We start from the raw sequence: 13,949 nt of genomic DNA on the forward strand, positions 1-13,949 counted from the left end.
TGAAATATAGGGAATTTAGGGTTCTAGCCTTACAAGACAGAAGCAATATGTAAACGATACATAAGTGCAGCAATACAGAACATCGTAAGAATAAAATTAGAATGCATATCACCTGTGCAAAGTGTAATACGAGTAGACAGCTATTTTAAGGACAATTTATGAAAATAAATCTTTCTGGTCACCATGTTGAAGTCACTGATACCGTTAAAGAACACGTCAATGAGAAGTTCGCTAAGCTTGCCACCCATTTTCCCACTCTTATTGGTTTAGACATCATCATTGCCAAAGAACATGGTGAATTTGATGTGGAAATAAGCACTAAATATGAAGGCGGCCGTATTTCGGCTAAAGGCAATAATGCTGTGATGTATCCTGCTATTTCCATGGCAGCGAAGAAATTGGATGCCGCGCTAAAACATCGTAAAGGTCTACTCAAAGCCGATTTACATCAAAAACCCAATGTTACCACCCCTGAAATCGCCCATGAGATAGTGCAAGGCATGGACTTAAGTTAGGTAATAGCTGGGAACAGCGTTAGATCCTTGACTAAATTTGGTAAGTTATCTAATAAATATCGATAACTTCAACCCATAAAAAAACGCAGCTTTAGCTGCGTTTTTTTGATTGCTCAAAAAACATTGTTCAAAAAAATTGCTCAAAAAGACTAATCGGCAATTTCGGCATTATGATAAACGTTCTGTACGTCATCACAATCATCAAGTGCGGCTAAAAATTTCTCAAATGTTTCAATGTCTTCACCTGTGATTTCAGTCATGGTCTGGGGCACAAAGGCTAAGTTCTCTACCTTGAAATCTATGTCTGGAAAGGCTTCTGTTAAGGCGATACGCGCATTGCTAAACTCAGATACAGGGGCAAATACGCTGATAATACCATCGTCTAGCTCGACATCGGTCACATCGACGTCAGCCATCATCAGTAGTTCTAAGATGGCTTCATCGTCATCACCTTCAAATACGAATACCGCCTGATGATCGAACATGTGCCCAACAGTACCTGGGCCACCCAGTTTGGCATCATTTTTCACGAAGGCCTGACGCACTTCGGTGAAGGTACGCTTACCGTTATCGGTTAAGCAGTCAACAATGACCATGCAGCCACCTGGGCCAAAACCTTCATAACGGGCTGTATCATAATCTTCACCGCCACCACCACGGGCTTTTTCAATGCCACGTTCGATAACGTGTGCCGGCACCTGATCTTTCTTCGCGCGGGCAATCAAGCTGCGAAGGGCTAAATTACCATCGGGGTCAACGCCACCTTGTTTAGCACATATGTAAATCTCTTTACCGTAACGTGAGTAAATGCGCGTCTTCTGGCCAGCGGTTTTGGCCATGGACTCTTTCTTATTTTGATATGCTCTGCCCATCTTGATCTCGTATCTGTGTTTGAAAAATTGATGCCGATTCTAGCAGGATTATTCGCATCTGTTTAGTTAGTCATCGCAAATTAATGTGCTTGCCTGTCATAAACTTAACTTAACTGCTTTTTAAGCATTCACAGGGAAGTTGATGTTTTGTGTGGATTTTAATCCTTTGTTTTAATTTTGCGGTGTAAATAGCCTAAAAAAGCATTGCTTAATGTTATTAAATTGTGTTTTTATGCAGGGTCAACAAATTGTCTATTTAGAATTTATCGCCGCTCAAACCCGTGTGGCTGTGGCTTTATATAGACGCAATTCGTATTATCCTTTATGGTTAATGAGTGGTAATTAATTAAGAGTTAACCCCCAAATGTCAGATCTACAGAAGTTAGCAACGCCAGAAATGGCCCCTAAGACAGCGGTCGTCACTGTGCTGTATTATGAAGCACCTGCAGGGCTTATCATGCACAATGAAGTGTTAACAGGCTTGACTGTGAGTGAATCAGGACGTGTGATGATCCCGCAGGAATTTCGCCGTGGAAAATCCATTATTGCCGTTTTAGAAGGTCAATGTACCATATTGAACTCTTTGGGTGAGCGGGTCTATTCACAGAATGTCATTGGTTAATCTTGGTCAGTAACTAGAGCATAATTTATGGTTTGCTCTAGGACTCTATCTAGAAGTCATTGCCCATTGACTCAGATGAAAAACTTGGAATGTTAGCGACTGACATCGGCTAACAGTTTCTTTGCCAGTTGAGCTAGTTGTTGGCCATCCTTGTGAGTGTGAGCAAAGGTTCTCAGCCCATAAATACCCATCATCAAATATTGCGCTAATTCTTGGCTATTGGCTTGGCTGTCAATTTCGTTATTTTTTTGGGCTAAGCTAAACACTGCCGTGAGCGCTGCTTGCCAAGCGGTTAAATTTGCGGTGATCAGCGTTTTAATCTCTTCATCTTGCGAACCCACTTCATTCAAGGTTTTTGTCAGCAGACAGGCCTTGCTCATATCTTGAGATAAACACTCATCGACGATTTCAGTTAAGTAATTGCTTAAATTACTTAAACATGGGGCGTCATTGTCAAATAGGCGGACAAACTGCTGATGACGTTCATCCTGATACTGACCTATGGCCGCAATCAATAAGCCTTTCTTATTTTCAAATGCACAATAGATGGAGCCCGGGTGCAGTCCTGTGGCTTTGGTGAGATCTTGCATGCTGGTTTTCGCATAGCCTTTGGCGGTGAACACACTCATGGCGGCACACAATACGGCTTTGCGGTCGAACTCGGCATTTCTCATAATTTGCGTTTTCTTAAGGCTTGGTATGATGAGTCTACCCAGCTTTGAAAAATTATTCAAAAAATACTTGAATGAATGTTCAAATAAGAATATCTTGAATGCACATTCAAGAAAGAGGTGCCACATGTCAGCGAATTTATTTCAGGCTTATAAACTTAATAGCAGCTTAACCCTATCGAACAAAATCTTAATGGCACCACTGACTCGCTGCATGGCAGACAATGACCTAGTGCCCACTCAAGCCATGGCCGATTATTATGCCCGCCGAGCAGACGCTGGGCTGATTATTAGCGAAGCCACTATCATTAGGCCAGATGGCCAAGGCTACCCTAATACCCCAGGTTTGTTTACCCCTGCGCAAATTCTAGGTTGGCGCACTGTCACAGATGCAGTGCACAGTAAAGGCGGCAAAATTTTTGCGCAGCTTTGGCACACAGGCCGAGTGGCACATCCACACTTTTTCGGCGGCGGAAAAGTATTATCTGCATCTGCACAAGCGGTCGAAGGAAGCGTACCTAGAATGCGAGAGTTAACCTATCAAACTCCAACTCCAGCGAGCCTCGCTGATATTAAGCAACTGGTTGCCGATTACGCCCAAGCTGCGGCTAATGCCATCGATGCAGGTTTCGATGGGGTAGAAATACACGGTGCTAACGGCTATTTAATCGATCAGTTCTTACATCATGAGAGTAACCGACGCGAGGATGAATATGGCCAAACCCCGGCTAATATGTCGCGCTTTGCCCTTGAAGTGGTGGATGCCATCACAGCCCGTATTGGCGCCGACAGAACGGCACTGCGCCTTTCTCCTGGTGCATATTTTAATATGGGCGCAGATAAGCGAGACCGTGAGGTGTTCGATTATTTATTGCCTGAACTTGAAAAACGCGAATTAGCCTTCTTACACATAGGTATTTTTGACGATGCCATGGAGTTTGATTACTTGGGCGGCAGCGCATCGAGTTATGTTCGCAGTATTTACCAAGGCACACTCGTGGGCGTTGGCAGTTACACGGCGCAAACCGGTGATGCAGCCATTGCGGCTGACAAGTTTGATTTACTGGCCATAGGCAGACCCTTTATCGCTAACCCAGATTACGTGGCTCGCGTGCGTCAAGGTCAAGAGCTGGTGGCCTATTCAGATGCCATGTTAGCCGAATTAGTTTAAGCTTTTTAAGTAACTGTTTAAGTAACTGTTTAAGTAACAGTTTAACCATTTTTAAGGAACGCATTTTCAATTGAAAATGAACCATTAACTTTCATCAACCCCAATTTCGATGATATCAAGTTCCTGTCGCCACAGCTTATGCTGTGGCTTTTTTTTTGGGTGTTTTGCAGAAATGAGGCGAGCGTTTGGTTTATGATATATTCCTTTTATATAATTGGTTTATTGGCATTGCTATCACATCACTCAACAAGCTGGCACTTGTGCTCAGTCGATAATGTGAGGCACGAGCACTGGGCACTCATACTTGGCACTTAATAGTGGGAACTAACAATGAATAAAGTGCTAAAAAAAGTGCTGCTGGTGGTCAACCCCATGGCTAACAAGCACAAGGCTTCGTGGCAAACTACGCTTATCCAAGCATTAGCACTTAGGCAGTGGCCTTATCAGCTGTATCAGACCTCTTCATGCTTGATCCAGAACCAAGCCTTTTTCAGTGACAATTTAGCGCAATTTAGTGATGTAATAGTGCTAGGTGGTGATGGCACCCTGCATATTGTGGCCAATTGCTTGGCTTATACCGATATCCCCATGAGCTTTATTCCCTGTGGCACGGGCAATGACTTTGCCAGAAGTTGGTACGGTGATATCAGTGATGAACAGCTACTTGGATGTGTGCTAGACGGGCAGGTGAACAGCATCAGCCTAGGTAAAGTCAATCAGCGCTATTTTATCAATGTTGCCGGTATAGGCTTTGATGGCGCTGTGCTGCAAGCAAGCCAAGGGCGTAAAAGTTATTTCCCCAAATTGAGTTATTTACTGCAAACCCTAGAGCACCTGTGGGGCTATCAAGGCCAAGCGCTTGAAGTGAGTGCCCTTAACAGTGGCAAGCTGAAAGCTAAAGATGGGTATAAACCTGATGGTGAACCTGTCCATAAACCTGATTGTAAGCCTGAACCCGAACTTCCGGCGCTGATTGAAAGCTGTCAGCGGCCAAGCTTTGTACTCGCCATCGCCAATGGCAAGTATTTTGGTGGTGCCATGATGATAGCGCCTCATGCAAATGTGCAATCTGATGCATTGGCTTATTGCCATATTCAAGATTGCCGCTGGTCAGATAAACTCATTAACCTGCTGCGAATATTCTCAGGTGCCCACTTAAACGCCCCCATAGTCGCGGCGGGGCAGATCCATCACGGGCTCAATATACTCACTTCGGGGATCCCCATGGAAGCCGACGGTGAATGGCTAGGTTTGAGTCCTGCAGAAATAACAGTCTGTCCAAATGCATTGAAACTCAGAGGCTTAAACATTGAGTTGCATAGAGGATTAGTTGCTTAGTGAGCTAGTTACTTATTTAGAGAGTGAGCTGCTGGCGATTAGCATTAAAGCCTAACAAAGTAGCCATCAGGCCCGCTCTTTATTATAATCAAATTATCATGTTTTAATTTAAGGCTAGAACACTGTGGAAAATAAAACCGCTCGTTTTACCGTGTTAATGGACCCGCTAAAAAAACAGGCCTTTGAGCAGCTCTGCGCCGCCCAAGACTTGACCCCATCTCAAGTGACTCGGCAATTGATCCGTGAATACCTTGAAAAACACAATGTCAGTTTGGCTGATAACCACAGCCTAACGAACCCGCAAGTGAAAAGCTGAGGCCTGCCTAATACTAAAAACTCAATCAGAGTAGGGCAGCGCCAGCAATCCTAGGCTGGTCAGTGTGTGATAATCGCATTATAATGCGATTACAATATTTTGATGGTGTAGCGTCATGTTGCTCCAAGCGCCAGCTAAACTGTGACCAAGCATTGCTCATAGTTGACCTAAGGCCAGTCGAAATGAATTTAGCGAATACAGAGAGTAGAGAATACCCATGAGCGATGTCATCCCACCATGCCCTAAATGTGAATCACCTTATGCCTATTCAGACGGCACCTTACTTATTTGCCCAGAATGCGCTAATGAGTGGAATCCCAATGAAGTGGTGGTCGATCCCGATGCCATCATACTTAAAGATGCGGTAGGCAATTTATTAGCCGAAGGCGATAAGGTCACGCTGATCAAAGATTTGAAAGTCAAAGGCTCTTCATTGGTGTTAAAAGTCGGCACTAAAGCCGTCATCAACCGTTTTGTCGCCGGCGATCACGATATCGACTGCAAAGTCGACGGCAACGGCCAGATGATGCTCAAATCACAATTCGTGAAGAAGCAGAACTAATATAAATTTTAAGCTTACGCGTGCAGATGAAATGTCGAGCGCTAGCCATCAATAAAAAAATCCCCGCGACAGCCAAGTCAGCGGGGGAGGGGTGAAGGGTTATGGACGCAGGTTCAATTCCCGCCGCCTCACAAATGTATAGAAGGGCTTAGCTGCAATGCTAAGCCTTTTTTGTGTCTCTGTTGAATAAACAGCTTTCTGTTAAACACACCGATATTGGTGTACAGGCTTACCATGAGATTCACTCGTTGACACGCAGCGAGTCCGTCCTTGGATGCTCGAACATCCCGTCCATGGGATGGACGGTCGTCTCGCAAATACTCATGGTGCACCTATTGAACCTCAGCATTAACTGTTCGATCTCAAATGCTCACCGCCATTCCGACAGATTGGCTTTGAGTGCTCAGTAATACAACTAACTTGTCATTCCTAGAGTTTGGTTTTTACTTAAAGGGCTTAAAAAGTGGGCCAAACGAGTATAGAAATTCGTTTATAAAAACACTAAGTCATCGCGATAAATCATATGGATAGTTTTTTACTCTAATTCTATGTACTAACAGCTCTTTATGGCACAATCCTAACGGGCTTAGTACGTCCCAAGCTGTTTGTTATCTGCTAAGAAGGACCTTGATGAGCAATGAGCGTTAATAAAGCAAAGCTAACCGAAACCGATATCATCACAAAATTCATCATGCCGGCGATTAAAAATGCGGGCTGGGATGATATGACGCAAATTCGCCAAGAGGTGAAACTGCGTGACGGTAAAGTGATTGTTCGCGGCCAATTAGGCGTGCGTAAAACGGTTAAGTCTGCTGATATCGTGCTTTATCATAAACCCAGTATGCCGCTGGCTGTTATTGAGGCTAAAGCCAATAAACATGAAGTGGGCAAAGGCATGCAGCAGGGGCTAGATTATGCCCGTTTGCTCGATGTACCTTTCATCTTTGCCTCTAATGGCGATGGTTTTATCTTTCACGATAAAACCCACGGCGTCACAAACAGTCTCGGCATCGCTGAGACACATCATCTCGAAACAGAAATCCGCTTAGAAGACTTTCCAACGCCGCAACAGCTTTGGACTAAATACTGTATCTGGAAAGGCTACACCCAAGCGCAGCTGCCAATAATTAACCAAGAATATCATGATGATGGCACCGGCAAGCACCCGCGGTATTACCAGCTGCAAGCTATCAATAAAACCGTAGAAGCCATTTCATCGGGTAAAGACCGTGTATTACTCGTGATGGCGACCGGCACAGGTAAAACCTACACCGCATTTCAAATCATCTGGCGATTATGGAAGTCCCGCGCCAAGAAGCGCATCTTGTTTTTAGCCGACCGCAATATTTTGGTTGATCAAACCCGCATTAATGACTTTCAGCCCTTTGGCACTTCCATGACTAAAGTCACTGGACGCACGGTCGATCCTGCATTTGAAATCCATCTAGCCTTATACCAAGCATTAACCGGCCCAGAAGAAAGCCAAAAAGCCTTTAAGCAAGTCGACCCAGACTTCTTTGACTTAATCATAATCGACGAGTGCCACCGCGGTAGTGCAGCAGATGACAGTGCATGGCGTGAAATTTTAGAATATTTCAGTAGCGCCGCCCAAGTTGGCCTTACTGCCACCCCTAAAGAAACTGATGAAGTATCAAACTCAGACTACTTTGGCGACCCTGCCTACAGTTATTCCCTCAAGGAAGGCATTGAAGACGGTTTTTTAGCGCCATACAAAGTGGTGCGGGTAGATATCGATGTCGATTTACAAGGTTGGCGCCCCACAAAAGGCCAAATCGATAATAACGGTGAAGTGATAGAAGACAGAATTTATAATCAAAAAGACTTCGACCGCACCATGGTGATTGATGAGCGCACCCAGCTGGTAGCCGAAACCATCACCAACTACCTAAAACGCACCGATCCTATGGCCAAAACTATCGTGTTTTGCAACGACATTGACCACGCCGATCGCATGCGCCGCGCTATTGCCAACCTTAACCCTGAGCAAATGGCCAAGAATGAAAAATACGTGATGAAAATCACCGGCGATGATGAAATAGGCAAAGGGCAGCTGGACAACTTTATTAATCCTAAAAAAGCCTACCCTGTTATTGCCACTACCTCTGAGCTTATGACCACAGGCGTCGATGCTAAAACCTGTAAGTTAGTGGTGCTGGATCAAAACATTCAGTCCATGACCAAGTTTAAACAGATCATTGGCCGTGGCACCCGCATTGACGACAGATACGGTAAGCTGTGGTTTACTATTTTAGACTTCAAAAAAGCCACTGAACTGTTTGCCGACGAACGCTTTGATGGTACCCCAGAAAAAGTGATTAAAGTGACACCCGCAGATATCGAAGATCAAGGCATTGATATTGATGCGGCTAATGATGACCTCGATAACGGTGCGGCAGAAAATCAAGGTGATCACCAAAATGATGAACCGGATACTAATCAAAATGACACCATAAACGACCCTAAAGGTGATGCTAGCCTTGATGAAAAATGGGACGAAGGTGAATGGACTGACGATGAACCCCGTAAAATAAACAAATACCGCGTGTCAGGGGTCACCGTCAGTAAAGTGGCCGAGCGGGTACAGTATTACGACAGCGACGGTAAATTAGTTACCGAATCTTTTAAAGATTACACCCGTAAAACCATGGCTAAACAGTTCAGCTCGTTAGATGAATTCGTCAAGCGTTGGAATGAGTCAGACCGCAAACAAGCCGTGATTGATGAATTGGCGCTGGAAGGCATTATTTGGTCGGCGTTAGAGGAAGAAGTGGGTAAAGACATGGACCCCTTCGATATGATTTGCCACGTAGTGTACGATCAACCACCACTCACCCGCGCCGAACGAGTAAATAACGTGCAAAAGCGCAATTACTTCACTAAATATTCAGCCACAGCACAAGCGGTACTGCAGAATTTACTGGTAAAATATGCTGATGTTGGCGTGCAAGAAATTGAAAACATGCAAGTGCTCAAAGTTGCCCCATTTACCGAGTACGGTAATTTGAGTGAAATCGTTAAAAAAGGCTTTGGCGGCAAACAAGAATACGAGCAAGCCATCAGTGAATTAGAAGCGCAGATTTATCAAATTCACCAGCAAACGGCCTAGCTTTAGCGCTTTCTATTAGCACTTTGCATTAACTTTGTTTATTCAAAATAGTCAACACCACACCATTTTATACTGCGGCCAATAACAGCCGCAGTAACCGTTTAAGAGAATACTATGTCTATCAGTTCAGCGATTAAATCCATCCAAGATATTATGCGTAAAGATGCTGGCGTCGATGGTGACGCCCAGCGCCTAGGGCAAATGTCTTGGTTATTGTTCTTAAAGGTGTTTGATGCCCAAGAACAAGAATTAGAGCTTGAACTAGACAACTACCGTGAGCCAATCCCTGAAGAGTTCCTATGGCGCCACTGGGCGGCTGACAATCAAGGCATCACCGGTGATGAGCTACTTGAGTTTGTAAATGATGAGCTATTTCCCAAGCTTAAAAACCTCACAGCGCCGATAGATAAAAATCCTCGTGGTTATGTGGTAAAAGAAGCATTTTCAGATGCCTTTAACTACATGAAAAATGGCACGCTACTGCGTCAGGTGATTAACAAGCTCAATGAGATTGATTTTACCGACTCAAACGAGCGTCATTTGTTTGGTGATTTGTATGAGCAAATATTAAAAGACTTGCAAAGCGCAGGTAACGCCGGTGAGTTTTATACTCCGCGCGCTATTACCAAGTTTATTGTGGCGGTCACCGACCCAAAGCTCGGCGAATCAATCATGGATCCCGCCTGTGGTACCGGCGGATTTTTAGCCTGCGCCTTCGATCACGTTAAAGCCAACTATGTTAAAACAGCAGATGATCACCAAACCTTGCAACAGCAAATCTTTGGTGTGGAGAAAAAGCAGCTGCCGCATTTACTCTGTACCACCAACATGATGCTGCACGGCATTGAAGTACCGGTGCAAATTAGACACGGCAACACCTTAAACAAGCCGCTTTCAAGTTGGGACGAGCAAGTTGATGTCATCATCACTAACCCACCCTTTGGCGGCACCGAAGAAGACGGCATAGAGAAAAACTTCCCCAGCGAGTTTCAAACCCGTGAAACCGCCGACCTGTTTTTACAGTTAATTATTGAGGTGTTAGCAGAGCCTTCAGCTGGTAATGAGCCATCAGCGCTTAAAAGTGGAGGTCGAGCCGCTGTGGTATTGCCAGACGGCACCTTGTTTGGTGAAGGTGTTAAAACCAAAATCAAAAAGATGTTAATGGACGAATGTAATCTACACACCATAGTGCGTTTACCTAATGGGGTGTTTAACCCCTACACCGGCATCAAGACCAATATCCTGTTCTTCACCAAGGGTACGCCCACCAAGGATATCTGGTTCTATGAGCACCCCTACCCAGCAGGGGTGAAGAACTACAACAAAACTAAGCCAATGAAGTTCGAAGAGTTCGAAACCGAACTGAGCTGGTGGGGCGACGAGGCCGACGGTTTTGCATCGCGAGTAGAAAACGAGCAAGCCTGGAAAGTCTCAATTGAAGACATCATCAATCGTAACTATAACTTGGATATCAAGAACCCCCATGTGGGCGAGGTCATCAGCCACGATCCACAAACGTTACTGAGCGATTACGCCAAGCAACAAGCGGATATTCAAGCACTGCGGGATCAGCTAAAAGGGATGTTAAGTAACGCATTACAAGGGGCTGTTGATGAGTGATGTTATGAATAACAGCCAAATAGCCACACAGGATAATAACCTGATTAATGAGCTAAAAACCCTAATTGCATCAGCCAAGCAACAAGCGCAGGTACAAGTCAATGCACAGATGACATTACTGTATTGGCAGCTTGGCCACAGGTTACAAGAACATCTGCTCAGTAATCAAAGGGCCGACTACGCCAAGCAAATTGTAAAACAAGTGGCACAGCAACTTACCTATGAATATGGCAAAGGCTTTAATGAAAAAAGCCTGCGGAAAATGATGCAATTTTATCAAGCATTTCCGCAGCAGGAGATTGTCTCGACACTGTCGCGACAATTAAGTTGGTCACATTTTGTTGAGTTATTGCCCATCAAAGCGCCCGTAGCACGTGAGTTTTATTTGCAAATGGCCATTAACGATCGCTGGAGTGTGCGCACCTTGCGTAACCGCATCGACTCCATGTTATTTGAACGCACTGCAGTGTCGAAAAAGCCTGACGAATTAATTAAGCTTGAATTAGCTCAGCTAGAAAACAAGCAACTTAGCGCTAACATGATATTAAAAGATCCCTACATGCTCGACTTTTTAGGGGTGCAAGATCACTACTTCGAAAAAGATCTAGAAGACGCCATTTTACGAGATTTACAGCAGTTTTTATTAGAGCTAGGCTCAGGCTTTAGCTTTATCGGTCGCCAGCATAGAGTGCAAATCGGCCAAGAAGATTTTTACATCGATCTGTTGTTTTACAACCGTAAACTCAAACGCTTAGTCGCCATCGACTTAAAACTGGGTAATTTCAAAGCCGCATACAAAGGCCAAATGGAATTATATTTGCGCTACTTAGCCAAATACGAACAAGAAGCCGATGAGCGGCCCCCCCTTGGCATTATATTATGTGCCAGTAAGGATCAAGAGCAAGTAGAGCTACTGGAGCTCGATAAATCTGGCATTCATGTCGCCGAATACCTCACCGCGTTGCCGCCCAAAGAAGTGTTACAACAAAAACTGCATCAGGCAATTAGCCAAAATCAACAGCGCTTCCTTGCTGTAAATGCACTAGACAAAGATGCCGGCATAGCATCAGACGCAGAGGAAAAGTAATGGCTGATTTATCAACACCTACCAACGACGGTCAATCAGAGCAAGCAGCAGAAAGCTTAATCACCAACCATATTGATATTTGGACGACCGCCATTGAGCGAAAATCCTCTGCAGGGCGCGGGTCATCAAATAAGTTTTCCTTGTATGGCATTAAAAAACTGCGTGAGCTGATTTTAGAGCTCGCCGTGCGCGGTAAGTTAGTACCGCAGGCCAGCTTTGATGAGATAAATAGTCCAGATTATGAGCCAGCGTCAGTATTACTCGAGCGTATTGCCGCTGTAAAAGCCCAGTTGGTGAAAGAGGGCAAGCTTAAAAAACAAAAGCCTTTGCCTGAGATTGGTGACAATGAAAAGCCGTTTGAATTACCAAATGGATGGAAGTGGAGTCGACTCGGTGATTTTGTTTCAATCATAAGAGGAATAACATTCCCTTCAAGTGAAAAGCACAGAGAGTTAGCGCCATCTAGAGTAGCTTGCATTAGGACTACAAATGTTCAAGATAGTCTTGAATGGGATGATTTACTGTATGTTGATAGGAGTTATGTTAAGCGTGAAGAACAATATCTAAAGTTAGGGGATATTGTTATGTCTATGGCAAACAGTAGAGAGTTAGTCGGAAAAGTATCTTTTATAACACATATTCCTGTCGGTGAATCATCATTTGGTGGCTTCTTAAGTGTAATTAGGCCATATCAATTTGACGCTAGCTTTTTAATGTCAGTCCTGAGAGCTCCTTTGACAAAAAATGAATTAATTGGCAGTGCAAGTCAAACTACAAATATTGCTAATATTTCCTTAGAAAAGTTAAATCCTCTAGTTATTGCTGTACCTCCACTCGAAGAACAACACCGTATCGTCGCTAAAGTTGATGAGTTAATGAGCTTGTGTGATGCCCTCGAAGCGCAAACCGAAGCGAGCATTGCGGCACATCAAACCTTAGTAGAAACCTTGCTGAATGCACTGTTACTGCCTAACACTTCTCAGCCAGCAGATAGCCAATCAGCCAGCCTCGAGCCTGCACTTAATGATAGTTTAATAGACAACTGGGAGCGTGTCGCCGAACACTTCGACACGCTATTCACCACCGCAGCCAGCATCGACACCCTAAAACAAACCATCCTCCAACTCGCCGTCATGGGTAAGTTGGTGCCACAAGCCAGCTTAGCTGAAAGAAACAGTCCAGATTATGAACCCGCCGCCAAGCTACTGAAGCGGATCAAAGCTGAAAAAGCTCAACTGATTAAAGACGGTAAAATAAAAAAACAGAAACCACTGCCCGACATCACAGATGAAGAAAAACCGTTTGAACTGCCTGAATCTGGTGAGTGGGTGAGACTTGGTGATTTATGTACGCTTGTAACAAGCGGGTCTAGAGGTTGGAAAACATATTACGCTGAAAGTGGCGCTACATTTATTCGTTCTCAAGATATCAAATACGATAGGGTAGAATTTGACGATAAGGCATATGTAAAGCTACCTGAAACTACTGAAGGTAAAAGAACTAAAGTTGATGTTGGTAATCTACTGATGACTATCACTGGTGCAAATGTTGCCAAAACTGCAATAGTAGAGATTGAACTTGATGAGGCTTATGTTAGTCAGCATGTAGCACTAATAAAACTGATTAACAGTGTTATGAATAAGTATATTCATCTTTGGTTAACCGGAGCATTTGGAGGTCGAGGATTATTATTAGAATGTAGCTATGGCGCAAAGCCAGGACTTAATCTTCAAAATATTAACGAGTTGATTATACCTATACCCCCACTAGAAGAACAACATCGCATCGTAGCCAAAGTCGAAGAGCTAATGGCACTCTGCGACAAACTTAAAGCCCGTTTAAGTGACGCCCAAACAACTCAACTCCACCTCACCGACGCCATCGTCGAACAGGCTGTGTAACCCGTTTATCTTTACTACGTTGACTTTTGGGTGACGGAATAAACCAAGATGCTAAAAGGGATTTAATAATTACATGACTTCAATGAGTTACATACAATGGGCGAGTTATTGGCGTAACTCGCTGGCTGATGCAGAATCAGGCAAAGG

At 44.2% G+C, this 13,949-nt stretch carries 12 protein-coding genes; 10 read left to right on the forward strand and 2 right to left on the reverse strand.

The features are described 5' to 3' along the window. Nucleotides 1-158: 158 nt before the first annotated feature. The gene (gene hpf / locus SDEN_RS06395) at nt 159-515 is read left to right on the forward strand and encodes a ribosome hibernation-promoting factor, HPF/YfiA family (RefSeq protein WP_011495671.1); all 357 of its coding nucleotides are present in this window, start codon (nt 159-161) and stop codon (nt 513-515) included. 149 nt (nt 516-664) lie between these two features. Here the strand turns inward: hpf and SDEN_RS06400 are convergent, their stop codons facing one another. Next, nucleotides 665-1,387 carry a YebC/PmpR family DNA-binding transcriptional regulator gene (locus SDEN_RS06400; protein ID WP_011495672.1) on the reverse strand — a complete coding sequence of 241 codons (723 nt, stop codon included), beginning with the start codon at nt 1,385-1,387 and terminating at the stop codon, nt 665-667. Nucleotides 1,388-1,751: 364 nt separating this feature from the next. On the opposite strand from SDEN_RS06400, the gene SDEN_RS06405 reads away from it, so the two are divergent. Beyond that, nucleotides 1,752-2,009: a TIGR02922 family protein gene (locus tag SDEN_RS06405; protein WP_011495673.1), complete on the forward strand. Its 258-nt coding sequence runs from the start codon at nt 1,752-1,754 to the stop codon at nt 2,007-2,009. Nucleotides 2,010-2,101: 92 nt separating this feature from the next. Here the strand turns inward: SDEN_RS06405 and SDEN_RS06410 are convergent, their stop codons facing one another. After that, entirely contained in the window at nt 2,102-2,683 is a 582-nt protein-coding gene (locus tag SDEN_RS06410) for a TetR/AcrR family transcriptional regulator (protein ID WP_041405713.1), read from the reverse strand. A gap of 124 nt (nt 2,684-2,807) precedes the next feature. Here SDEN_RS06410 and SDEN_RS06415 point away from each other — a divergent pair, with 124 nt between their 5' ends. From SDEN_RS06415 to SDEN_RS06450, 8 genes are all read left to right on the forward strand, one after another. Next, nucleotides 2,808-3,851 (forward strand): alkene reductase, encoded by a 1,044-nt coding sequence (locus SDEN_RS06415; RefSeq protein ID WP_011495675.1) that lies wholly within the window; start codon nt 2,808-2,810, stop codon nt 3,849-3,851. A 330-nt stretch (nt 3,852-4,181) separates the two neighbouring features. After that, nucleotides 4,182-5,189 carry a diacylglycerol/lipid kinase family protein gene (locus SDEN_RS06420; protein WP_011495676.1) on the forward strand — a complete coding sequence of 336 codons (1,008 nt, stop codon included), beginning with the start codon at nt 4,182-4,184 and terminating at the stop codon, nt 5,187-5,189. A gap of 124 nt (nt 5,190-5,313) precedes the next feature. Then, complete coding sequence (locus tag SDEN_RS06425) at nt 5,314-5,505, forward strand: hypothetical protein (protein WP_011495677.1); 192 nt, start codon at nt 5,314-5,316, stop codon at nt 5,503-5,505. 217 nt (nt 5,506-5,722) lie between these two features. After that, nucleotides 5,723-6,067 (forward strand): zinc ribbon domain-containing protein YjdM, encoded by a 345-nt coding sequence (locus SDEN_RS06430; protein ID WP_011495678.1) that lies wholly within the window; start codon nt 5,723-5,725, stop codon nt 6,065-6,067. 637 nt (nt 6,068-6,704) lie between these two features. Beyond that, complete coding sequence (gene hsdR / locus SDEN_RS06435; RefSeq protein WP_011495679.1) at nt 6,705-9,194, forward strand: EcoAI/FtnUII family type I restriction enzme subunit R; 2,490 nt, start codon at nt 6,705-6,707, stop codon at nt 9,192-9,194. 114 nt (nt 9,195-9,308) lie between these two features. Further along, nucleotides 9,309-10,814 carry a type I restriction-modification system subunit M gene (locus SDEN_RS06440; RefSeq protein WP_011495680.1) on the forward strand — a complete coding sequence of 502 codons (1,506 nt, stop codon included), beginning with the start codon at nt 9,309-9,311 and terminating at the stop codon, nt 10,812-10,814. Then, the gene (locus SDEN_RS06445; protein ID WP_011495681.1) at nt 10,807-11,901 is read left to right on the forward strand and encodes a PDDEXK nuclease domain-containing protein; all 1,095 of its coding nucleotides are present in this window, start codon (nt 10,807-10,809) and stop codon (nt 11,899-11,901) included. Before SDEN_RS06440 ends, SDEN_RS06445 begins: the two co-directional genes overlap by 8 nt. Then, a complete protein-coding gene (locus SDEN_RS06450; RefSeq protein WP_011495682.1) occupies nt 11,901-13,802 on the forward strand; it encodes a restriction endonuclease subunit S in 1,902 nt (633 codons plus the stop codon). Before SDEN_RS06445 ends, SDEN_RS06450 begins: the two co-directional genes overlap by 1 nt. The last annotated feature ends 147 nt before the right edge of the window (nt 13,803-13,949 follow it).

Origin of the sequence: Shewanella denitrificans OS217 (genome assembly GCF_000013765.1) — a bacterium.
Lineage (GTDB): Bacteria > Pseudomonadota > Gammaproteobacteria > Enterobacterales > Shewanellaceae > Shewanella > Shewanella denitrificans.

Bases quoted from the DNA above. Each gene is read 5' to 3' on its own strand.
- hpf (WP_011495671.1), top strand. From the start codon at position 159: ATGAAAATAAATCTTTCTGGTCACCATGTTGAAGTCACTGATACCGTT.
- SDEN_RS06400 (WP_011495672.1), bottom strand. From the start codon at position 1,387: ATGGGCAGAGCATATCAAAATAAGAAAGAGTCCATGGCCAAAACCGCT.
- SDEN_RS06405 (WP_011495673.1), top strand. From the start codon at position 1,752: ATGTCAGATCTACAGAAGTTAGCAACGCCAGAAATGGCCCCTAAGACA.
- SDEN_RS06410 (WP_041405713.1), bottom strand. From the start codon at position 2,683: ATGAGAAATGCCGAGTTCGACCGCAAAGCCGTATTGTGTGCCGCCATG.
- SDEN_RS06415 (WP_011495675.1), top strand. From the start codon at position 2,808: ATGTCAGCGAATTTATTTCAGGCTTATAAACTTAATAGCAGCTTAACC.
- SDEN_RS06420 (WP_011495676.1), top strand. From the start codon at position 4,182: ATGAATAAAGTGCTAAAAAAAGTGCTGCTGGTGGTCAACCCCATGGCT.
- SDEN_RS06430 (WP_011495678.1), top strand. From the start codon at position 5,723: ATGAGCGATGTCATCCCACCATGCCCTAAATGTGAATCACCTTATGCC.
- hsdR (WP_011495679.1), top strand. From the start codon at position 6,705: ATGAGCGTTAATAAAGCAAAGCTAACCGAAACCGATATCATCACAAAA.
- SDEN_RS06440 (WP_011495680.1), top strand. From the start codon at position 9,309: ATGTCTATCAGTTCAGCGATTAAATCCATCCAAGATATTATGCGTAAA.
- SDEN_RS06445 (WP_011495681.1), top strand. From the start codon at position 10,807: ATGAGTGATGTTATGAATAACAGCCAAATAGCCACACAGGATAATAAC.
- SDEN_RS06450 (WP_011495682.1), top strand. From the start codon at position 11,901: ATGGCTGATTTATCAACACCTACCAACGACGGTCAATCAGAGCAAGCA.